Here is a 20012-nt window from a genome sequence, read left to right on the forward strand (position 1 = left end):
GAGAAGAAGCATGACAACCCGCATGCTCGCGCTCGGAATCGCCGGCGTGGCTATGCTCACCCTTGGCGGGTGCAACAAGCAAGACGGCAACGGTGCCGCGCCCAATGCTCAAACGTCCAAGGCGCAGAAAGCCGCGGGCGCCAAGACGATCTCGGCCGGTCTCGCGCCGAACAGCCGCTTTATGGTGGCAGCCAAGGCTGCGGGTCTCGATCAGACCCTCGCCGGCCCTGGTCCTTATACTGTGTTCGTTCCCGACGACGCGGCGTTCAGCGCGGCACCGGCGGGCACATTCGATCCAACCCCCCAAAATCGGGCGCAGTTGACCGGCGTGCTGACCAACCTCATCCTGCCGGGCACGGTGCTCGCGGCCGACATCGACAAGCTGATCGACAAGAACAAAGGCAAGGGCGTGCTTGCGACCATGGGCGGCGGAACGCTGACGGCGACCAAGGAAGGCGGCAACACCGTCCTCACCGACGCGGCAGGGCACAAGGCGACGGTCACCAAGGCCGACGAACTGTTCACCAACGGCGTCGTCCATCACGTCGACGCCATGCTCATGCCAGCGCAGGCGGCGTTGCGGCCGGCAGTCGGGCAGAAGGCCGGCAAATAGCCGCTACATCTTGGGTTCGCGCACGCTTGTGGACCCCACATAAGCTTCGCGCATCATTCCGCTTCCGCGCATCAATCCGCTCGCTATAGTGCCGCGAAGAGTGGCAGCTGATGGGGCGTGAGCGACATGAAAGCGACGATTGAGCGGGCGACACTCTTGAAGAGCCTCGGCCACGTCCAGTCGGTCGTGGAGCGCCGGAACACGATCCCGATCCTGTCCAACGTCCTCATCGAAGCGCGCGAGGACGGCTCGATCCGGCTAATGGCCACCGACCTCGACCTGCAGGTCGACGAAAGCGTCCCCGCCAACGTTACGCAGGCGGGGGCGATCACCGTCTCGGCGCACACCTTTTTCGACATCGTCCGCAAGCTTCCCGAGGGCAGCCAGGTCGAGCTGACCGCTGCCGAGGGCAAGATGCAGGTCGTCGCCGGGCGCTCGCGCTTCAACCTGTCAACTCTCCCGCGCGACGACTTCCCCGTGATTGCCGAGGGCGATCTTCCGACCCGTTTCGAATTGCCGGCGGCGACGCTCCGGCAGGTCATCGAGAAGACGCGCTTCGCCATCTCGAGCGAGGAGACGCGTTATTATCTGATGGGAATCTTCCTCCACGTGGTCGAGGACCAACTGCGTGCCGCTGCCACCGATGGCCACCGCCTGGCGCGCGTGACCGTGCCGCGGCCCGATGGCGCCGACGGCATGCCCGACGTGATCGTGCCGCGCAAAGCCGTGACCGAGCTCTACCGGCTGCTCGAGGAGCTCGAGGGCACGGTCGAAATCTCCCTGTCGCCGACCAAGATCCGCTTCGGGTTGGGGACGGCGATCCTCACCAGCAAGCTGATCGACGGTACCTTCCCCGATTACAACCGCGTCATCCCGACGGGTAACGACAAGCTGCTGAAGCTCGACCCGAAGAGCTTTTCGGCCGGCGTCGATCGCGTCTCGACCATCGCCTCGGAAAAGACCCGCGCGGTGAAGATGAGCGTCGACCGGGACAAGGTCACCTTGTCCGTCGTCTCTCCGGAGAACGGTGTCGCGACCGAGGAAGTGCCGGCCGACTATGGCTCGGATGGGCTCGAGATCGGGTTCAATGCCCGCTATTTGCTCGACATCCTCGGCGAGATCGACGGCGACACGGTCGAGGTCCACCTCGCCGACGCCGCCGCGCCGACGCTCCTGCGCGAGAATGACAAGGCCAACGCGCTCTATGTGCTGATGCCGATGCGGGTCTGATGATCTGCCGCCTGTGGCGCGGCTGGACCACGCCGGACAATGCCGACGCCTATGAGCGGATCGTCCGGGGCGAAGTAATCCCCGGCATCGAGGCGCGGAAAATCCCGGGCTTCCGTCACATCGACTTGATGAGACGAGATCTCGATGGCGAGATCGAGTTCCAGACCTTGATGTGGTTCGACGATCTCGATGCGATCAAGGCGTTCATGGGCGAGGATTATTCAGTCAGCCATGTACCCCTGGAGGCTCGCGCGGTGCTCAACAGCTTCGACGATCGCGCCGCCCATTACGAAGTCATCGACCGGCGAGAGCAGTAGCGGCTAGACGCATTGCGTGCCCGTCAGCCGCCTGACCCTAACCGACTTCCGCTCCTACGCCTCGGCAACGATCGAGCCGGGGTCTGGCTTCGTGCTGCTGAGCGGCGACAATGGCGCGGGCAAGACCAACCTGCTCGAGGCGGTGTCGATGTTGACGCCGGGCCGCGGCCTGCGCGGTGTTCCGTTGTCCGAGATGGCGCGCCAAGGTGGAAGCGGCGCCTGGGCAGTGGCGGCGAAGCTCGGCGAGATCGATATCGGCACGGGCACTCAGCCAAGCGCGCCCGAGCGGCGCCAGGTGCGCATCAACGGCGCCGCGGCATCCGTGAACCGCCTTGGCGAATGGCTGTCGGTGGTTTGGCTGACTCCGGCCATGGACCGCCTGTTCACCGGCAGCGCGGGCGAGCGGCGGCGCTTCCTCGATCGGCTTGTGCTCGCGCTCGAGCCGGCCCACGCCCACCACGCCGCGCGCTACGAAGCGGCGATGCGCGCGCGCAACAAGCTGCTCGCGGAGGACGGTTGGGACGAGACTTGGCTCGACGCGCTCGAAGAGCAGATGGCCGAACATGGCGTCGCCGTATCGAGCGCTCGGCTAAGGACGATCGAGCAGCTGAGCCCCGTGATCTGGGAATTCGCAGGCGAGGATTTTCCGGGATCGCGCATCGAGCTGGCGAACGTCACGTCGGGCGGGATTCGCGGAACGCTGAGGGCCAACCGGAAGGCCGACGCCGCAGCGAAGCGGAGCACGCACGGCCCGAACAACGAGGACGCGATCATTTATTACGGCGCCGGCGAGCGGCTTGCCGCGCAATCCTCGACGGGCGAGCAAAAGGCGCTGCTGATCGGTTTGATCCTTGCCCATGCCGAGCTGGTCGCGCGGCGTCGCGGCGAGCCTCCGCTGATCCTGCTCGATGAAGTCACTGCGCATCTCGATCCCCGGCGCCGCGCCGCTTTGTTCGGTCGTCTCGACGGCCGCGGTCAGGTGTGGATGACCGCGACCGAAGCGGCGTTGTTCGACGGCATCGGCGCCGCGTCGCGCTTCCACGTCGAGCCCGGAAAAATATCGCCGGCGTAACGAGGGTGGACTTCTTAAACCCTTACCCCTATGTTGCACCGCAGCACGAGGCGCTTTTTTAAGCGGCGTGAACTCTCCCGATCAAGTCGGGGGCGGCCCGCGCCTCGGTTTTGTTGCTCTCCTATTCACGCGGGGCGCTTTTTCGACCCCGCTCGCGGCTGCGCAATCATGCGCCGGCCGCGCGCAAAATATTGGAATAAATCAATGTCATTCATGTCCCTGGGGCTTTCCAAGCCCCTGCTCGATGCGCTCGCCGCGAAAAATTATTCGCAGGCGACCCCCATCCAGCTCCAGGCCATCCCCACGGTCCTCACCGGCCGCGACCTGCTCGGCATCGCCCAGACCGGCACCGGCAAGACCGCGGCTTTCATGCTGCCCTCGCTCGACCGCCTCGCTGCTGCCCGGCAAATTCCGAAGCCCGGCCAGATCCGGATGCTGGTGCTAGCGCCGACGCGCGAACTAGCCTCGCAGATCGCCGCCAGCGCCGAATCCTATGGCAAGTTCATGCGGCTGTCGGTCGGCGTCATCTTCGGCGGCGTGCCCAACCACAAGAGCCTCCGCACCGTCGCGCGCGGCCTCGACGTCCTCGTGGCGACGCCGGGCCGCCTGCTCGACCTCATCGATCAGCGCGCGCTCAGCCTTCGCGAGCTCGAGATCCTGGTGCTCGACGAGGCCGACCAGATGCTCGACCTCGGCTTCATCCATGCGCTCAAGCGAATCGTCGCCTTGGTCCCTCAAAAGCGCCAGACTTTGTTCTTCTCGGCGACCATGCCGAAGGCGATCAAGGAACTGGCCGATAAATATCTGACCAATCCGGCCGAAGTGTCGGTGGCGCCCTCGGCGACGACCGTCGAGCGGATCGAGCAGAGCGTCACCATGGTCAACCAGACGGAAAAGACCGCGCTTCTGACCATCTTCCTGCGGACGCACCCGATGGAGCGCACGTTGGTGTTCAGCCGCACCAAGCACGGCGCGGACAAGATCGTGCGCCAGCTCGAAGCCGCCGGGATCGCCGCCAACGCCATCCACGGCAATAAGTCGCAGCCGCAGCGCGAACGCGCGATCGCGGCGTTCAAGTCGGGCGGCATGGCGGTGCTCGTCGCGACCGATATCGCCGCGCGCGGGATCGACATCCCGGGCGTCAGCCACGTGGTCAATTTCGACCTGCCCGATGTCCCGGAACAATATGTCCACCGCATCGGCCGCACCGCGCGAGCGGGAGCGGACGGCATTGCCATCGCATTCTGCAGCCCGGACGAGCGCGGCAATTTGCGCGACATCGAACGGACGACCCGGCAGCGCATCCCGGTTGCACCTTTGCCGGCGGATTTCGCCGCCTCGGCCGAAGCGCTCAAGCGCTTGAAGCCGGCGGTCGCGGTAAGACCGCAACCGGCGCATCGCGTCTCGACCAAGGCGCACCGGCGCAGCGAGGGTCAGCAGCGCGAGAACCGCAACGGCGCGCAGCAGCGCCATCCGCAGCGGAGCGACGGTCATCCCGCGCATCGCCCGGAAGGCGGCCAGCCCAAGCGCAAGTTCCACGGCCGCCGGCGCCCGGGCGGGGGACCCCGCCGCGCTTACGGCTAGGGATCGTCTCACGCGTGCGCGTACACGCGCACGCGCGTGACTTCCGGCCGTAAATCCCTATATCTGGACTATGGCAACCGACCCCAATCAGAACGAATATGGCGCCGACAGCATCAAGGTCCTCAAGGGCCTCGATGCGGTGCGCAAGCGGCCCGGAATGTACATCGGCGACACCGATGACGGCTCGGGCCTGCACCACATGGTGTTCGAGGTCTCGGACAATGCCATCGACGAAGCCCTCGCGGGGCACTGCGACCGGATTCTCATTCAGCTGAACCCCGATGGATCGGTCACGGTCGAGGACAATGGCCGCGGCATTCCCACCGGAATTCACGAGGGCGAGGGCGTGTCGGCGGCCGAGGTCATCATGACCCAGCTCCATGCCGGCGGGAAATTCGAGAACACCAGCGACGACAATGCGTACAAGGTTTCGGGCGGCCTCCACGGTGTCGGCGTCAGCGTGGTCAACGCACTCAGCGAGTGGCTCGACCTCACCATCTGGCGCGACGGCGAGGAGCATTTCATGCGCTTCCGCCACGGCGATGCCGAGGCGCCGCTCAAGCTCGTTGGCCCCGCGCCCGAAGGCAAGAAGGGGACACGCGTCACCTTCCTGCCGAGCTCCGAGACGTTCAAGATCACCGAGTTCGACTTCGAGCAGCTCGAGCATCGCTTTCGCGAGCTCGCGTTCCTGAACTCCGGCGTCCGCCTGATCCTCGCCGACGCGCGGCACGAGGAACGCGTCGAGCACGAACTCTATTATGAGGGCGGAATTGCCGCTTTCGTCAAATATCTCGACCGCGCGAAGACCGGCCTGTTCCCGGAGCCGATCGCCATCTCGGCGGTCCGTGACGGGATCGGCATCGACGTCGCGCTCGAGTGGAACGACAGCTATTACGAGAACGTCCTGCCGTTCACCAATAACATCCCGCAGCGCGACGGCGGCACCCACCTCGCGGCGTTCCGCGGCGCGCTGACCCGCACGCTCAATAATTATGCGGAGCGTTCGGGAGTTCTGAAAAGGGAAAAAGTCACACTGACCGGCGAGGATATGCGCGAAGGCCTAACCGCGATCGTGTCGGTCAAGCTCGCTGACCCCAAGTTCAGCAGCCAGACCAAGGACAAGCTCGTCAGCTCCGAAGTGCGCCAGCCGCTCGAAAGCCTGATGGGCGACAAGATGAGCGAATGGCTCGAGGAGCATCCGGGCGATGCGCGGTCGATCATCCAGAAGGTGATCGATGCCGCTGCGGCGCGCGAAGCCGCGCGGAAGGCGCGCGAGGCGAGCCGCAAATCGGTGATGGGGATCGCCTCACTGCCCGGCAAGCTCGCCGACTGCCAGGAGCGCGACCCCGCTTTGTCGGAGCTGTTCCTGGTCGAGGGCGACAGCGCCGGCGGCTCGGCCAAGCAAGGGCGCAACCGGCACAACCAGGCGATCCTTCCGCTCAAGGGCAAAATCCTCAATGTCGAGCGCGCGCGCTTCGACCGTATGCTCGGCTCGAAGGAAATCGGGACTCTGATCCAGGCCTTGGGCACGTCGATCGGCCACGAGGAATTCAACCTCGAGAAGCTGCGCTATCACAAGATCGTGATCATGACCGACGCCGACGTCGACGGCGCGCACATCCGAACGTTGCTGCTCACATTCTTCTATCGCCAGATGCCGCAGCTGATCGAAAACGGACACCTCTTCATCGCCCAGCCACCGCTCTACAAGGTCAGCCGCGGACGGTCCGAGGTGTACCTCAAGGACGATGCCGCGCTCGACGATTATCTCGAGGTGGCCGGCCTTGAGGGCCTCATCCTCGACGCGCCCGAAGGCCAGCGTACCGGCAAGGACCTGAAGACTCTGGTCGATCATGCCCGGCGCATGCGGACTTTGATGCGCTACGCGCCACGCAAATATGATCCTGCCCTGATCGAGGCGCTGGCCCTGGGCGGCGCGTTGAAGCCCAACCTCGACAAGGACGGCAAAGCCAAGGCGGTCGCGAAGGTCGCGGCCTGGCTCGGCGCCGGCGACCTTGAAGCGGAATGGTCAGGCGAAGTTTCGGCCGAAGGCGGCTATCTGTTGAAGCGCGTGTGGCGCGGGGTGACCGACGCGCACGTCATCGAACCGAGCTTCCTGGTCTCGGCCGAGGCCCGCAAGCTCGACGCGCTCGCAAAGGAGCAATCCGCCGCCTACGCCAAGCCGTCGACCCTGCGCACGTTGAAGAAGGGCGCGGTCGCCGAGGAGCAGAAGCCCGAACCGATCGAAGGCCTGGACGATGACGACCAGCCCGCCGAAGCCGATACCAAGGGCAAGCCGGTTCCGGTCACCCGCCCGTCCGAGCTGCTCGACGCGGTGCTCGCCGCCGGCCGCAAGGGCCTCTCGATCCAACGCTACAAGGGCCTCGGCGAAATGAACGCGGAGCAATTGTGGGAGACGACGCTCGACCCGACCAACCGCTCGCTCCTCCGGGTCGAGGTCGCGCAGGCCGACGTCGCGGACGAAATCTTCACGCGCCTGATGGGCGACGTCGTCGAACCGCGGCGCGAGTTCATCCAGGACAATGCGCTGAGCGTCGCCAATCTCGACGTCTAGGAACCATTCAGCGGGAACGGCTATTGGCAAGCCGTGACCACCGGTCCCTGCATCACCCTCGCCAGCTACAACATGCACAAAGCGGTTGGGCTCGACGGCAAGCGCGACCCGCACCGCGTGCTCAAGGTACTGCAGGAAATCGACGCCGACGTCGTCGCCCTGCAGGAGGCTGACAAGCGCGTTGGAGGGCGAGGATCAACCGTTCCGCACGAGCTGATCGACAGCCACGGACTATACAACCCGGTGCATTTCGGGGTTCGCCATCGACGGGTCTTCGACAAGGCGCGCCGGCACACCGATCGATTGCTCAAGGTCAACACGCGCAACATCGGCTGGCACGGCAACGCGATCCTGGTGAAGCGCCACGTCGGCGTGATCGATTGCGCCGCGCTCGCGCTGCCGGCGCTCGAACCGCGCGGCGCGGTGATGGCCGAACTATTGATCGGCGACAAACCGCTGCGTGTCGTGGGCATGCACCTCGACCTCTCCGGCCTGTGGCGCAAGCGGCAGTTGCGCGCGATCCTCGAGGCGATCGACCGCCGGCCGCAGAAAATGCCGACCGTGCTAATGGGCGACACCAACGAGTGGCGGACGGTCGCGGGTTGCCTGAACGATTTGCAGCCGGAGTTCCACCTGGCGCCGACGGGACCCAGCTTCCATGCGCGCCATCCGGTCGCGCAGCTCGACCGGATCATCGTCCACAAGGACCTGACGATCGAAGCGGCGGGCGTCCACATGAGCGCAGCCGCGCGGCGGGCGTCTGATCATCTGCCGATCTGGGCCCGGGTCAGCGCCTAGCCCGCGATCTTCCGCAATCGCCTGCGTTGGATTGACGAGCCGATCCCCATCGATTCGCGATATTTGACGACGGTGCGGCGGGCGGCTTCGAAGCCTCGCTGCTTGAGCAGCGCCGCAATCGCATCATCACTCAGGATCTCTGTCTCGGCCGCGACCAGCTCCTTGATCGCCGCCTTGACCGCTTCGGCGGCGCCGCCCTCGCCGTCGGAGGATGCGACGCCGGACCCGAAGAAATATTTGAGCTCGTAAAGTCCGCGGTCGCACAGCAGATATTTATTGGACGTGACGCGACTGACGGTCGACTCATGCATACCGATCGCCTCGGCGACTTCGCGCAGCGTCATCGGCTTCATCGCCGACACGCCGCGCTCAAAGAAGGCCTGCTGGCGCTTGACGATCTCGCTGACGGTCTTGACGATCGTCCGTGCCCGCTGGTCGAACGCTTTGACCAGCCAGTTGGCGTTCTGCAGGCATTCGCTGAGCCAGGCACGCGACGCCTTGTCCTGCGGACCGGCCTTGAGCTCCTGGTAGTAACGGCGGTTGACCAGCAGGCGCGGCAGCGTCGCCTGGTTGAGCTCGACCGCGAAACCGGCGCGGGTCCGGCGCACGAAGACATCGGGCGCAACGTCCTGCGCCGCCGTTTGCGTGAAGCGGCAGCCGGGCTTGGGGTCGTAGGCGCGAAGCTCCCGGATCATGTCGGCGAGATCCTCGTCGTCGACTCCGCAGATCCGCTTGAGGTCCGCGATTCGCCCCTTCGACAGGAGGTCGAGGTTGTCGATCAGCCGCGCCATCGCCGGGTCGTAGCGATCCGCTGCCTTGGCCTGGAGCGCGAGGCATTCGGCAAGCGAGCGCGCGCCGACGCCGGGCGGGTCGAGACCCTGGACGAGCTCGAGCCCGCTCTCCACCAGCGACAGCGGCGTGCCGGTCTGCTCGGCGATCTGGTCGAGGGGGACGGTCAAATAACCGGTCTCGTCGAGGCTCTCCGCGATAATGCGCGCAAGATTGCCCGCGTCGCCCGATGCCCCGTGCAGCTGATCGGTCAGATGCTCGGCGAGCGAGGCAGCGGCATATTGCACGCGCTCGAAATCGAAGCCCTCCTCCCCACCGCCCGAAGTCACGACGTCCGCGAAGCCGTCGGTTTCGAGAGCTTCCGATTCCCGGTCGACATCGAGCGGCCGGTCATCGTCGGCCTGGCCCATGATCAGGTTGTCGGCTCCCGGCTCTTCCGGCGCCTCTTCCCCATCGGCTTCGTCATCGACGAATTCGCCGGCGGCCCCGTCGTCGCCGCCTTCGTCCGATCGCGCCTCGAGCAGGGGGTTCTTCGACAGCTCTTCGGCAAGGAATGCGTCGAGCTCGAGGTTGCTCAGCTGCAGGAGCTGGATCGCCTGGCGCAGCTGGGGGGTGAGGACCAGCGACTGGCTTTGGCGGATGCTTAGGGAGGGGCCCAGGCCCATCGCGCTGCCTCGTTACAGCGCGAAGCTCTCGCCGAGGTAGAGGCGCCGGACCTCCTGGTCGGCGACCAACGCTTCGGGAGTACCAGCAAACAGGACCTGCCCGTCATAGATGATGCAGGCGCGGTCGACGATGTCGAGCGTCTCGCGGACATTGTGATCGGTGATCAGCACGCCGATGTCGCGGCTCTTCAGTTCGATCACCAGCTCACGGATATCGGCGATCGAGATCGGGTCGATCCCGGCAAACGGCTCATCGAGCAGCATGATCGACGGATTGGCCGCGAGCGCCCGAGCGATCTCGCACCGCCGCCGCTCGCCGCCGGACAAGGCCATCGCCGGGGAGTCGCGGAGCGCGGTCAACCCGAATTCGCCGAGCAGCCGCTCGAGCCGCGCGAAACGCACCGCTTTGTCGGGCTCGGAAGCCTCGAGCACCGCGAGAATGTTCTCTTGGACAGTCATCCCGCGGAAGATCGAGGTTTCCTGCGGCAGATAGCCGAGGCCGAGGATCGCGCGACGGTACATCGGCAGCCCGGTGATGTCGTCGCCGTCGAGATAGATGCGGCCGCTGTCCGGCTTCACCAGGCCCATGACCGAATAGAAGCAGGTGGTCTTCCCGGCCCCGTTGGGCCCCAACAAGCCGACGACTTCGCCGCGGTGCACATCGAGGCTGACATCGTGGAGAACCGCCCGTTTGTCGTAGGACTTGGCGATGGAGCGCACTTCGAGGCCATCGTGAGTCTGCCGGGCCGATGCCGGCGGACGCGCGAAAGTCGCGGCTTCGTTCACTTGGATTGCTGGCGTTGCGGCACCGTGAAGTGGCCGGTGACACGCCCCCCGCTCTGGTTCACGCCGGGAGGTCCGCCGTCGACCACCGCCCGGCCGGAATCGAGGTCGATGACCAGCCGCGCGCCGCTGACGCGATCGTTCTGGCGGTTGAGCTCGACGTTGCCGATCAGCGTGATCAGCTTGCGGTCGAGATCATAAATGCCGAAGTCGCCGCGCGCCGTCTCCGACGGGCTCTTCACCACCACGCCGCCAGCCGCGTCGAGTCGCCGGATCTGGACGCTGGCGCCGCCGGAATAAGCGACCGTCAGCCGCGGGGTCTCGAGCGTCAGCTCGGCCTGGGTCACGTGGACGTTGCCCGCGAAAATCGCCCGGTCGGCGCGATCCTGGACCTCGATCCGGTCGGCCGTCACATCGACCGGGGCGTTGCCGTTGTGCCCCTTGAGCGCCGAGACCGGCTGTTCCTGGCGCACCTGTGCTACAGCGGCACCTGCGAGCCCGATCGTTGCAAGGATGATGCCAAAAAAGCGCACAGTCTTCATCTGACCGCCCCTTGCACGATTTTCAAGCGAGCACCGCCGTCGAGCACGACGGTGTGAGTGCCGAGGTCGGCGTGAATCTGGTTTGCGCGGAACTGGCCGAGGCGCATTGCACCCTGCGCGGGGCCATGGCTCGCGAGCTGGCGCTGCTTGAGATCGACGGTGACGTCGCGCGTTTGGAGCCGCCACCCGTCGGCGCCGGCGACCTTGATCGCCCCGTTCACAGCCACTTGCTGCGTATCGAGATTATAGCGGCCCTGGTTCGCAGCGATCAGCAGCGGTCCCTGTGCCAGGTTGAGCGTTGCGAACATGCCGTTGATGTCGACCAGCGGCGTGTCCGAGCTGCGTTGCACCGCGCGGCCCGCGGTCATCGTGAACTGCTGCCCCTTGTCGTCGGTGCCGGTGTAGCGCGCCTGCTCGACGCGCATTCGCTCGGGCGCACTCTGGACCTTCTTCTTGTCGAGGATGAAGCTGACGTCTCCCTTCTTGTCGAGCGGTGCGACGGCGAGGATCGCGACGAGCACGCCGACCGCGCTGGGGAGCACGATCTTGGTCCATTTGACCAGCCGGTCGTGCGCGCTGCCGGGCTCGGCCCAGCGCTGGTTCGCCGAGCGTTGGCCGGTGGTTGCCCCGTCCGGCATCAGGTCCGGACCTCAGCCATCGTGGGCGAAAATGTCTTGCTCGGGCCAGCCGGCCAGATCGAGCAGGGCTCGGGTGGGCAGGAAGTCGAAGCACGCCTCGGCCAGTGCCGTACGGTCCTCGCGCGCGAGCCGTTCGTCGAGCTTCTCCTTGAGCTGGTGGAGATAACGAACGTCGCTCGCCGCATAGTCGCGCTGCGGTTCGCTGAGCTCGCCTGCGCCCCAGTCGCTGGTCTGCTGCTGTTTGGACAGGTCGACGTTGAGCAGTTCCTTGACCAGATCCTTGAGGCCGTGGCGGTCGGTGTAGGTGCGAACCAGCCGCGAGGCGGTTCGTGTGCAATAGACGGGGGCAGCCATGACTCCGAGATAGGCGCTCATCATGCCGAGGTCGAACCGGGCAAAGTGGTAAAGTTTGACGCGCGCCCGATCGCCCAGCAGGGCCTTGAGGTTCGGCGCTGAATAGTCGCTGCCGCGGCCGAAGCGGACGAGATGCTCGTCGCCCTTGCCATCCGACAATTGCACCAGGCACAGCCGGTCGCGCGAGGGCACCAAACCCATCGCCTCGGTGTCGACGGCGATCGGCCCGGCGGCGAACCGGACGCCCGCGGGCAGGTCTTCCTCATGGAGATGTACGGCCATTCCTGCTCCTTGGCGAAACCTTGTCCAGGCGCTTTAGTCCCCTTGACCGGCGACTTGCCAGCCCCACCGCCAAGGGGTCGATTCGAGTCACTAGAGACGACTCACTTTTTCATGTAAGGTCCAAAGTGTGCGTGAGTGAATTTACGCGCCATGACCGGTTGCGCCATTTGGCCCGAGCGCGTTGGTTTGTGGGGTAGGCGGGCTACAAGTTTCGGACGGTTCATGGGTTTCGACAAAGGGCGTAAGGGAGACCGCGGCGGGCGCGGTCGTGACAAGCGCGACGATTTCTTCGGCGGCGAGCAACCACACGGCGATTTTGGCTTCCAGGAGCGACCTGCCTACGGCGGCGGCGGTCGTGGTGGCTATGGCGGCGGCGGCGGTTTCGGTGATCGCGGCGGCTTCGGCGGCGCCGGTGGCGGCGGCGGATTTCGCGGTGGCGGCGCCGGGGGCGGCGGCGGCGGGTTCCGCGGCGGCGGCGGCGGTGGCGGCGGAATGCCGCCTCAAGTGGTTGGCGAAGGCAAAGGCATCGTCAAATTCTTCAACCCCCAGAAGGGCTTCGGCTTCATCGTTCGCGATGACGGCGGCGAGGATGTATTCGTCCATATCTCGGCAGTCGAGCAGGCGGGCCTGACCGACCTTGCCGATGGCCAGCCGCTCGAGTTCACGCTGGTCGATCGTGGCGGGCGCGTATCGGCCACCAACCTTCGCATCGAAGGCGAGCCGATGGCCGTCGAGCGCAGCGGCGGCGGCAGCAGCAGCGGCGGCGCTGGCGGACCTCAGCGGCAGCTGACGGGAGAAAAGGCCAGCGGCACGGTCAAGTTCTTCAACGCGATGAAGGGCTTCGGTTTCATCCAGCGCGACGACGGCCAGCCTGATGCTTTCGTCCATATTTCGGCAGTGGAGCGCGCCGGCATCCCGACGCTCAACGAAGGCGACCGGCTCGAATTCGAGCTGGAGGTCGACCGGCGCGGCAAACACGCGGCCGTGAACCTGCAGCCAATCAGTTAAGCGCCGCTTTTCGAGAGGGGCGGAAGGGCCGGAGGTTAACCTCCGGCCCTTTTCCTATTCTGCGCCGACGTAGAAGGCCGCGAGGTCGCTCTTGAGCTGGCGAGCGGACGTCGGGTCGATGTACATCATGTGGCCCGCGGGATAGTAAGTGTAGCGAATGTTCGCCTTGAGCCGCGGCTCGAGCGCCATGTGCCCGAGATCATATTCCGCAGCGAAGAAGGGCGTCGCGAGGTCGTAAAGACCGGCGGCGTTGAGGATCTTCAAGCGCGGGTTCTCCCTCATCGCCTGGGCGAGGTCGGAACTGGTGTCAGCGGCGAACTGCTGGCCGTCGGGCGAATTGTGTTGGAAGTTCCAGTCGTTGCCGATTCCGCCGTAATTGTTCGGCCGGAACGTCAGCTGCGTTTTGTAGCCCAGATCGCGGAACATATAGTCGTTGAAGGCGCCGACGAAGGCGCCGGTGATTGCGCTCGCCTGCGGATCGTAGCTCGGCGCCTCGCCGGCGGCATCAGATTCGGTTCCGACAAAACGCGAATCGATCCGGCCGATGATCTGGCGCCGGTCGCGCAGCAGCTCGCGCTGGAAGCGGTTGGGCGGAACGCGCAGGTTCGATCGGATGACGTAGTCGGTCGATAATCCGGTCAGCTTCGCCATCTGTTCGGCGACCGACTGCTTTTCCGCGTCGCTGATCGCGGCGCCCTTTTCCAATGCGGCGGCATAGGGTCCGGCGGAGAAAGACTTGGCCTCGGCGATGAAGCTGGCGAGGTCGGGCTTGGGCTGGATCTTGCCGTGGTACCAGGCATCCGCGGCATAGGTCGGCAGGAAGCCGACCAAAGCCTGATCATTGCCCGAGAACAGGCCGATGTTGAGGATCGTCGAGACCAGCACGATGCCATTCAGCTGAACGCCTTTGTCCGACAGCATCTTCGACAGGCCACCGGCGCGGGTCGTGCCGTAGCTTTCGCCGATGATGAACTTGGGGCTATTCCAGCGGCCATAGGCCGTCAGGTACCGCTGAATCGTCCGCGTGAACGCGTCGAGGTCCTTGTCGACCCCGAAGAAATCCTTCGGCTCCGACTTGCCGAGCTCGCGCGACAAGCCCGTCGTTGGTGCATCAATGAACACGAGATCGGTGAGGTCGAGCAACGTCTCCGGGTTCGGCCCATAGCGGAACGGCGGGCCGGGGATCGTCTCCGGTTGCGATGCATCGACCTTCATCGGCCCGAACGACCCCATGTGCAGCCACATCGTCGCCGACCCGGGACCGCCGTTGAACAGGAAGGTCACCGGCCTCTGCCGCCCCGCCGAGGGGATGGTGTAGGCCGTGTAGAACATGCTGGCGATCGGCTCGCCCTTGTCGTTGCGGATCGTCAGGTGACCCGGCGTGGCCGTGTAGGCGAGCGTACGCCCTCGGAGGGGGATCGACCGATGCACCGGCTGCGCGTCTTCATCGACGCTCGCTTTGACGACATCCTTGTCGGGCTTCGGCTCGGCCTTCGCATCCTTGGGCGGGACGTCGCCGGCCGAGCTGTCCTGGGCATAAGCCGGCGCGCTCAAAGTGAGCGCAATCGCAAGCAGTGACGAACGCATCATTGTCCTTTCATCGGAATTGGTCGTCCCTCGACCATGACATAGTCGATGCGTTGGACAGCCGTCGGATCGACCAACGGGTCTCCTGCGACTGCAATCAGGTCGGCCGACTTGCCCGGATCGAGCGTTCCGGTCTCGCCGCCGATGCCGAGCAGGTCGGGACCGCCCTTGGTCGCCGCGATCAGCGCGGCGCGCGGGGTCATGCCGCCCTTGCTGACCATCAGCTCGAGCTCCTTGTTGGCCTGGCTGTGCGGCGCAACCGCGCTGTCGGTGCCGAGGGCGATCTTGACGCCCGTCCGGTAGGCGAGGTTGAGCCCTTTGCCCCAGACGGCGAAGGTCTGCTTTGCCTTGGCTTCCGATTCGGGCGGCAGCTTGCCGGTCCCGATCAGGCCCTGGACGCCGCTGAACGCCATCAACGTCGCGGAATAATATGTGCCGCGAGCCTTCATCGCATTCGCACCGGCCTGGTCGATGAACGTGCCATGCTCGATCGAATCGACCCCGGCCAGCGTTGCGCCGAGAATGCCGCGGGTGCCGTGGGCATGGGCAGCAACCTTGAGGCCGCTGGCGTGCGCCATGTCGACGATGCCCTTCATCTCGGCGTCGGTGAAATGCTGCTCGAGGCCGCGCGCGCCCGGATCGAGCACGCCGCCGGTGGCCATGATCTTGATCACGTCGACTCCGGCGGCGGCGAGCCTGCGAACGGCTTTCTGGCATTCCTCTACGCCGGTGCAGACCGACGGGCTGAGATGCGCGTCGTCGACCGCCGCGGCCAGTTCGGGCGGCAGGCCCGTTGCGGCGTCCGCGTGTCCGCCGATGATCGACAGCGGGTTACCCGATACCTTGATCCGTGGGCCGGGGAAGCGGCCTTCACCGACGGCGTCGCGGACAGCGATCACCGAGCTCGTGTCGCCGCCGAGATCGCGCACCGTGGTGAAGCCGGCGCGCGCCATCTCGAGCGCGTGGGTGAGGCCGAGCGTGGTGCCGTAAGGGTTGGAATATTTTTGCGTGAAGCTTTGGTACCAGGGCGTGCCGGCGGTCTGGGTCAAATGGACGTGGACGTCGGTCATGCCCGGCATCACGGTGCGCGCGCGCTCGTCGACGACAATGGCGCCGGGCGGGGCGGTGAAGCCGCTGTCGATGCGCGCAATCCGTCCGCTCTCGACGATCACGGTCGAATTGCCGCGCGCCGGCTGGGCGGCGTCGACGATCAGGTGCCCGGCCTGGATCGCATAACTCTCGGCATTGGCGACAGCGGCGAGCGCCAGCGCACCAGCGCCGGCGAGAAATGTCTTGAGCATTGAGGTCCCCTCCGAAGAGCGACGCAGGCTTAGCGCTGTTTACGAACGCTTCAAGTTACCAGTGCCTGCAGGGTCGCGACGCTATCGGCTTCGCTTGCGGGCTTGTCGGTGCGGATTCGGCTGATCCGCGGGAAGCGCATGGCGAGCCCCGACTTGTGGCGCGTGCTTTTGTGGATCGAGTCGAACGCGACTTCCAGCACCAGGCTTTTCTCGACTTCGCGCACCGGGCCGAAGCGCTGCACCGTGTGGCCGCGCACCCAGCGGTCGATCCATTTGAGCTCCTCATCGGTGAAGCCGAAATAGGCCTTGCCCACGGGCAGCAGCTCGCCTTCCGGCGTCCAGCACCCGAAGGTGTAGTCGCTGTAGTAGCTCGATCGTTTTCCCGAGCCGCGCTGAGCGTACATCAGCACGCAATCGGCGGTCAGCGGGTCGCGTTTCCACTTGTACCAAAGCCCGGCGCGGCGGCCGGCGACATAGGGACTGTCGCGGCGTTTGAGCATGATGCCCTCGATTGCGACGTCGCGGGCATTGAGACGCAGGTCTTCCAGTTCCTCGAAGGTCTTCGCCTCGATCAGCTGCGAGACGTCGAACCGGTCGGGATCGAGGTCCCCGGCAAAGGCCTGGAGGCGACTCCTCCGTTCCGTCCAGCAAAGCTCGCGCAAATCTTCCTCGCCGTCGAAGAGGATGTCATACAGCCGTACGAACGCGGGATAGTCGCCGAGCATCTTCTGGGTGACATTCTTGCGCCCGAGCCTTTGCTGGAGCGCGTTGAAGCTCGCCGCAGCGCCGCCGTGCATGTCGGCCACGCCCTGGTCCGAGCCGCGCACGAGCAGCTCGCCGTCGAGCACGCCGCGTCTGCGGTACGCCTCAGCGACGTCGGGAAAGCTCATCGAGATGTCGTCGCCGGTGCGGCTGTAGAGCCGGGTCTCGCCACCGGCGTGGACGAGCTGGACGCGGATTCCATCCCATTTCCACTCGGCCGCATAATCGTCGAGCGAGACCCGCGTCTCATCGAGCGGGTGAGCGAGCATGAACGGACGGAACACCGGCACGTTGCGCACGGCCGGCTGCTCGGCCCGGCCTTCGGCCCAGTCGAACAACTCCGTAAATGGCGGAGCGAGACCGTGCCAGACCTCCTCGACCGCCTCGACCTCGAGCCCAAAAGCCTGCGCCAGGGCCTGCTTGGCGAGCCGGGCATTGATGCCCACGCGAAGTTCGCCAAGCGCGAGCTTCAGGAGCGCGAAACGGCCCGACGCGTCGAGATGGTCGAGCATCTCCGCCAGCCGGCGCGGGGCATCCATTTTCGATACCGAGCGCAGCCGATCTATGGCGTCGCCGATCGAGAGGGTGGCGTCGTCCACCTCAGGCGGCTCGTTCGCGCGCTTGGGCCAAAGCAACGACACGGTTTCGGCGGTGTCGCCGACATAATCGCGGCTCATGTAGAAGAGGACGGGATCGATGCGCTCCTCGACCAGGCCGCGAATGGCCGCCGGCTTCACATGCGGAATGTCGAGCGTGCCCGTCAGCGCGGCGAGACCGAAGCCTCGGTCGGGGTCGGGCGTTTCCTTAAGATAGTCGCCGATGAGCTTGAGCTTGGTGTTGCGTGAGCGCGTGTAGACGAGATCGTCGAGCAGCTGCGAGAAGGCGCGCATTGCGCCTTAATGCATCAACCGCGCTGCGGTGTCAGTGAAGGCGGACGGCGAGTGCCGCGAGGATGGTGGTACGATCGCCGTCGGTGTGGCTGTCGAACGCTTCCTCGACGTGCTCGAGGCACGATTGCACCGCGACCCTGTGGCCCGGCAACAGCGCGAGCTGTGTGGAGTGGCGCGCCAGGCCTTCGAGCACGGCGAGGCCGTTCAATGCCGCAAGCTGGCGGATCGCATCCATCCTCGCGTAGAGATCGAGGGGTGAAAGACGGGGCCCGGCGTCGCGGATTTCGGCGACGCGCAGCCCAATCTCGTTCCTCACCTTGGCGAGCGGATCGGTAGCCATTGCGCGTCCTCCTGGTTTAACGGAGGTTCGCCCAAACTCGTTAACGGGTCGTTACGCTTCCACGACGAGTGTGCGTCTCGGTTGACAGAATCGGTGGTTTTCGCCATGGGACGCCGCGACTTGAGGCGGCCGCGGCCGCTTTCTTTTTTCCAATCGGGATCGATGAAATGGCCAAGCCGGCAACCGTCAAGATCAAGCTCGTCAGCAGCGCGGACACGGGCTTCTTCTATGTCACGAAGAAAAATCCGCGGACCCAGACCGAGAAGCTGAGCTTCAAGAAGTACGACCCGAAGGTGCGTAAGCACGTCGAGTTCAAAGAATCGAAGATCAAATAACGGCGACGGGCGTCGGCTAGGATTCCTCGCCGCCAGCCTCGCCCGGACCGGGACCATCGTCCGACTCGTTGGCCAGGCTTTCCGGGTTGTCGATCTCGGACGCGTCACTTTCGCCCTTCAGTAGCTCGTCGACGGTCTCGGCGAAGCGCACCACCGAAATCGGCTTCGAGACATAGGCCTGCGCGCCCGCTGCGCGGATTCGCTCCTCGTCGCCGCGCGCCGAATAGGCCGTCACGGCCATGATCGGCACCTCGGAAAGCTGCTCATCCTTGCGGATCAGCCGGATGAGATCGAGGCCGCTGACATGCGGCAGCTGGATATCGGTGATCACGAGGTCGGGTGAAAAACTGCGCGCGACGTCGATCGCGTTGCGGCTGTCGGTCACGGCTTCGGGCTCGTGGCCGTGCGCTGCGAGCAGGTCGCAGAACAACTTGATGTTGAGGGCATTGTCCTCGACGATCAGGATCTTGGCCAATTCGCTTCCTTCACCCCGACTGCGGCTGTTCTAGGCCGTGCCCACACGGAAACCAAATGATCCGGTGGCTCTTGCCCTCGCCGCGCTTGCGAAAACGCTCGGCTCGGAGCGTCGGGCGCAGCGCTTCGTCGATCTGACCGGAATCGGGACGGACGAGCTTCGACGCAGGGCGTCCGATCCGACGCTCCTCGCGGCCTTGCTGCGTTTCCTCGAAGCGTATGAACCCGACCTGGTGTCCGTCGCCGAAGAGCTTGGCGTCGAGCCATTGGAACTCGTAGAGGCGCGGCGTCAGCTCGAAGAAGGGACCACGTGAAGACGATCCTGATCACCGGTGCGACCTCGGGCTTCGGCGAGGCCACGGCGCGCAAGTTCGCCGCCGGCGGCTGGAAGGTCGTCGGAACGGGGCGGCGCCGCGACCGGTTGAGGACGCTCCAGCAGGAGCTCGGCGACGCCTTCCTGCCCCTTGAGATCGACATGCGTGACCGCGCGGCCGTCGAGAGCCTGGCTAAGTTGGAGGGGCCGTGGAGCGAAATTGACCTGTTGCTCAACAACGCCGGCCTGGCGCCGCCGACCGACCCGCTGCCGAAAACCGAATGGGACCGGATCGAGCAGGTCATTGAGACCAACATTACCGGCCTGGTTGCGCTGACGCGGGTGCTCATTCCCAAGCTGGTCGAGCGCAAGGGCCAGGTCATCAACCTATCGTCGGTCGCGGCGACTTATCCGTACAAGGGCGGCGCGGTCTATGCCGGGACCAAGGCGTTCGTCCGCCAGTTCTCGTTGGACCTTCGCTCGGACCTTGCGGGCACAGGCGTCCGCGTGACGTCGGTCGAGCCGGGAATGGCCGAGACGGAGTTCACCATCGTCCGCACCGGGGGTGACGAAGCGGCCTCGGAAAAGCTCTACGCCGGAATGAAGCCGATGACCGCCGGGGATCTCGCCGATCTCTTCTGGTGGCTCGCGAACCTGCCGCCGCACCTCAACATCAACACGATCGAGCTGATGCCCGTCTCTCAGAGCTTCGCCGGCTTCACGGTCAGCCGAGAGGCTTGATTCGGCGCCGCACCGGTGC

At 65.5% G+C, this 20012-nt stretch carries 20 protein-coding genes and 1 pseudogene; 11 read left to right on the plus strand and 10 right to left on the minus strand.

Translation table 11 applies throughout. The features are described 5' to 3' along the window. Positions 1-10: 10 nt before the first annotated feature. The 7 genes from ACJ8FR_RS07760 (at position 11) to ACJ8FR_RS07790 (ending at position 8189) form a co-directional block, all read left to right on the plus strand. Positions 11-613, plus strand: coding sequence for a fasciclin domain-containing protein (locus ACJ8FR_RS07760; RefSeq protein ID WP_407828057.1), 603 nt, complete (start codon positions 11-13; stop codon positions 611-613). Positions 614-739: 126 nt separating this feature from the next. Further along, entirely contained in the window at positions 740-1843 is a 1104-nt protein-coding gene (gene dnaN / locus ACJ8FR_RS07765; protein ID WP_407828058.1) for a DNA polymerase III subunit beta, read from the plus strand. Further along, complete coding sequence (locus ACJ8FR_RS07770) at positions 1843-2160, plus strand: antibiotic biosynthesis monooxygenase family protein (protein ID WP_407828059.1); 318 nt, start codon at positions 1843-1845, stop codon at positions 2158-2160. The genes dnaN and ACJ8FR_RS07770 overlap by 1 nt, the downstream gene beginning before the upstream one ends. Positions 2161-2176: 16 nt before the next feature. Beyond that, entirely contained in the window at positions 2177-3232 is a 1056-nt protein-coding gene (gene recF, locus ACJ8FR_RS07775; RefSeq protein ID WP_407828060.1) for a DNA replication/repair protein RecF, read from the plus strand. 204 nt (positions 3233-3436) lie between these two features. Next, positions 3437-4816, plus strand: coding sequence for a DEAD/DEAH box helicase (locus tag ACJ8FR_RS07780; protein WP_407828061.1), 1380 nt, complete (start codon positions 3437-3439; stop codon positions 4814-4816). A gap of 70 nt (positions 4817-4886) precedes the next feature. After that, a complete protein-coding gene (gyrB, locus tag ACJ8FR_RS07785) occupies positions 4887-7391 on the plus strand; it encodes a DNA topoisomerase (ATP-hydrolyzing) subunit B (RefSeq protein WP_407828062.1) in 2505 nt (834 codons plus the stop codon). A 33-nt stretch (positions 7392-7424) separates the two neighbouring features. Then, the gene (locus tag ACJ8FR_RS07790) at positions 7425-8189 is read left to right on the plus strand and encodes an endonuclease/exonuclease/phosphatase family protein (protein ID WP_407828063.1); all 765 of its coding nucleotides are present in this window, start codon (positions 7425-7427) and stop codon (positions 8187-8189) included. On the opposite strand, the gene rpoN is transcribed toward ACJ8FR_RS07790, so the two are convergent. Genes rpoN through ACJ8FR_RS07815 form a run of 5 tightly spaced genes read right to left on the minus strand, consistent with a single transcriptional unit; the run spans position 8186 to position 12242 of the window. Beyond that, the gene (gene rpoN, locus ACJ8FR_RS07795; protein WP_407828064.1) at positions 8186-9643 is read right to left on the minus strand and encodes an RNA polymerase factor sigma-54; all 1458 of its coding nucleotides are present in this window, start codon (positions 9641-9643) and stop codon (positions 8186-8188) included. The two genes, ACJ8FR_RS07790 and rpoN, sit on opposite strands and share 4 nt — an antisense overlap. Positions 9644-9655: 12 nt before the next feature. Beyond that, positions 9656-10429: an LPS export ABC transporter ATP-binding protein gene (gene lptB, locus ACJ8FR_RS07800; RefSeq protein ID WP_407828065.1), complete on the minus strand. Its 774-nt coding sequence runs from the start codon at positions 10427-10429 to the stop codon at positions 9656-9658. Beyond that, positions 10426-10959 carry an LptA/OstA family protein gene (locus ACJ8FR_RS07805; protein ID WP_407828066.1) on the minus strand — a complete coding sequence of 178 codons (534 nt, stop codon included), beginning with the start codon at positions 10957-10959 and terminating at the stop codon, positions 10426-10428. The genes lptB and ACJ8FR_RS07805 overlap by 4 nt, the downstream gene beginning before the upstream one ends. A gap of 5 nt (positions 10960-10964) precedes the next feature. Next, positions 10965-11606 carry an LPS export ABC transporter periplasmic protein LptC gene (lptC, locus tag ACJ8FR_RS07810; protein ID WP_407828067.1) on the minus strand — a complete coding sequence of 214 codons (642 nt, stop codon included), beginning with the start codon at positions 11604-11606 and terminating at the stop codon, positions 10965-10967. Between the two features lie 12 nt (positions 11607-11618). Beyond that, the gene (locus ACJ8FR_RS07815; RefSeq protein ID WP_407828068.1) at positions 11619-12242 is read right to left on the minus strand and encodes a ribonuclease D; all 624 of its coding nucleotides are present in this window, start codon (positions 12240-12242) and stop codon (positions 11619-11621) included. A gap of 222 nt (positions 12243-12464) precedes the next feature. Here ACJ8FR_RS07815 and ACJ8FR_RS07820 point away from each other — a divergent pair, with 222 nt between their 5' ends. Beyond that, entirely contained in the window at positions 12465-13250 is a 786-nt protein-coding gene (locus ACJ8FR_RS07820; RefSeq protein WP_407828069.1) for a cold-shock protein, read from the plus strand. 54 nt (positions 13251-13304) lie between these two features. Here the strand turns inward: ACJ8FR_RS07820 and ACJ8FR_RS07825 are convergent, their stop codons facing one another. The 4 genes from ACJ8FR_RS07825 to ACJ8FR_RS07840 are packed head-to-tail and all read right to left on the minus strand — an operon-like array spanning position 13305 to position 18130. Continuing rightward, positions 13305-14837 carry a S10 family peptidase gene (locus ACJ8FR_RS07825; RefSeq protein ID WP_407828070.1) on the minus strand — a complete coding sequence of 511 codons (1533 nt, stop codon included), beginning with the start codon at positions 14835-14837 and terminating at the stop codon, positions 13305-13307. Next, positions 14837-16138, minus strand: coding sequence for an amidohydrolase family protein (locus tag ACJ8FR_RS07830; RefSeq protein WP_407828071.1), 1302 nt, complete (start codon positions 16136-16138; stop codon positions 14837-14839). Before ACJ8FR_RS07830 ends, ACJ8FR_RS07825 begins: the two co-directional genes overlap by 1 nt. 50 nt (positions 16139-16188) lie before the next feature. After that, on the minus strand, positions 16189-17790 hold the full coding sequence (locus ACJ8FR_RS07835) for a cisplatin damage response ATP-dependent DNA ligase (RefSeq protein ID WP_407828072.1): 1602 nt from the start codon (positions 17788-17790) through the stop codon (positions 16189-16191). Between the two features lie 31 nt (positions 17791-17821). Further along, positions 17822-18130: a hypothetical protein gene (locus tag ACJ8FR_RS07840; RefSeq protein WP_407828073.1), complete on the minus strand. Its 309-nt coding sequence runs from the start codon at positions 18128-18130 to the stop codon at positions 17822-17824. A 167-nt stretch (positions 18131-18297) separates the two neighbouring features. On the opposite strand from ACJ8FR_RS07840, the gene rpmG reads away from it, so the two are divergent. Continuing rightward, positions 18298-18465: a 50S ribosomal protein L33 gene (gene rpmG, locus ACJ8FR_RS07845; protein WP_407828074.1), complete on the plus strand. Its 168-nt coding sequence runs from the start codon at positions 18298-18300 to the stop codon at positions 18463-18465. Positions 18466-18583: 118 nt separating this feature from the next. On the opposite strand, the pseudogene ACJ8FR_RS07850 reads toward rpmG, so the two are convergent. Further along, positions 18584-18931 (minus strand): annotated as a pseudogene (locus ACJ8FR_RS07850) (response regulator); the annotation flags it as partial. 73 nt (positions 18932-19004) lie between these two features. On the opposite strand from ACJ8FR_RS07850, the gene ACJ8FR_RS07855 reads away from it, so the two are divergent. Together ACJ8FR_RS07855 and ACJ8FR_RS07860 are read left to right on the plus strand one after the other, a co-directional pair. Beyond that, positions 19005-19253 (plus strand): DUF3572 family protein, encoded by a 249-nt coding sequence (locus ACJ8FR_RS07855; protein WP_407828075.1) that lies wholly within the window; start codon positions 19005-19007, stop codon positions 19251-19253. Then, positions 19250-19993 (plus strand): SDR family NAD(P)-dependent oxidoreductase, encoded by a 744-nt coding sequence (locus ACJ8FR_RS07860; protein WP_407828076.1) that lies wholly within the window; start codon positions 19250-19252, stop codon positions 19991-19993. The genes ACJ8FR_RS07855 and ACJ8FR_RS07860 overlap by 4 nt, the downstream gene beginning before the upstream one ends. Positions 19994-20012 lie beyond the last annotated feature (19 nt).

This window comes from Sphingomonas sp., assembly GCF_045810705.1.
Classification (GTDB): Bacteria; Pseudomonadota; Alphaproteobacteria; order Sphingomonadales; family Sphingomonadaceae; genus Sphingomicrobium.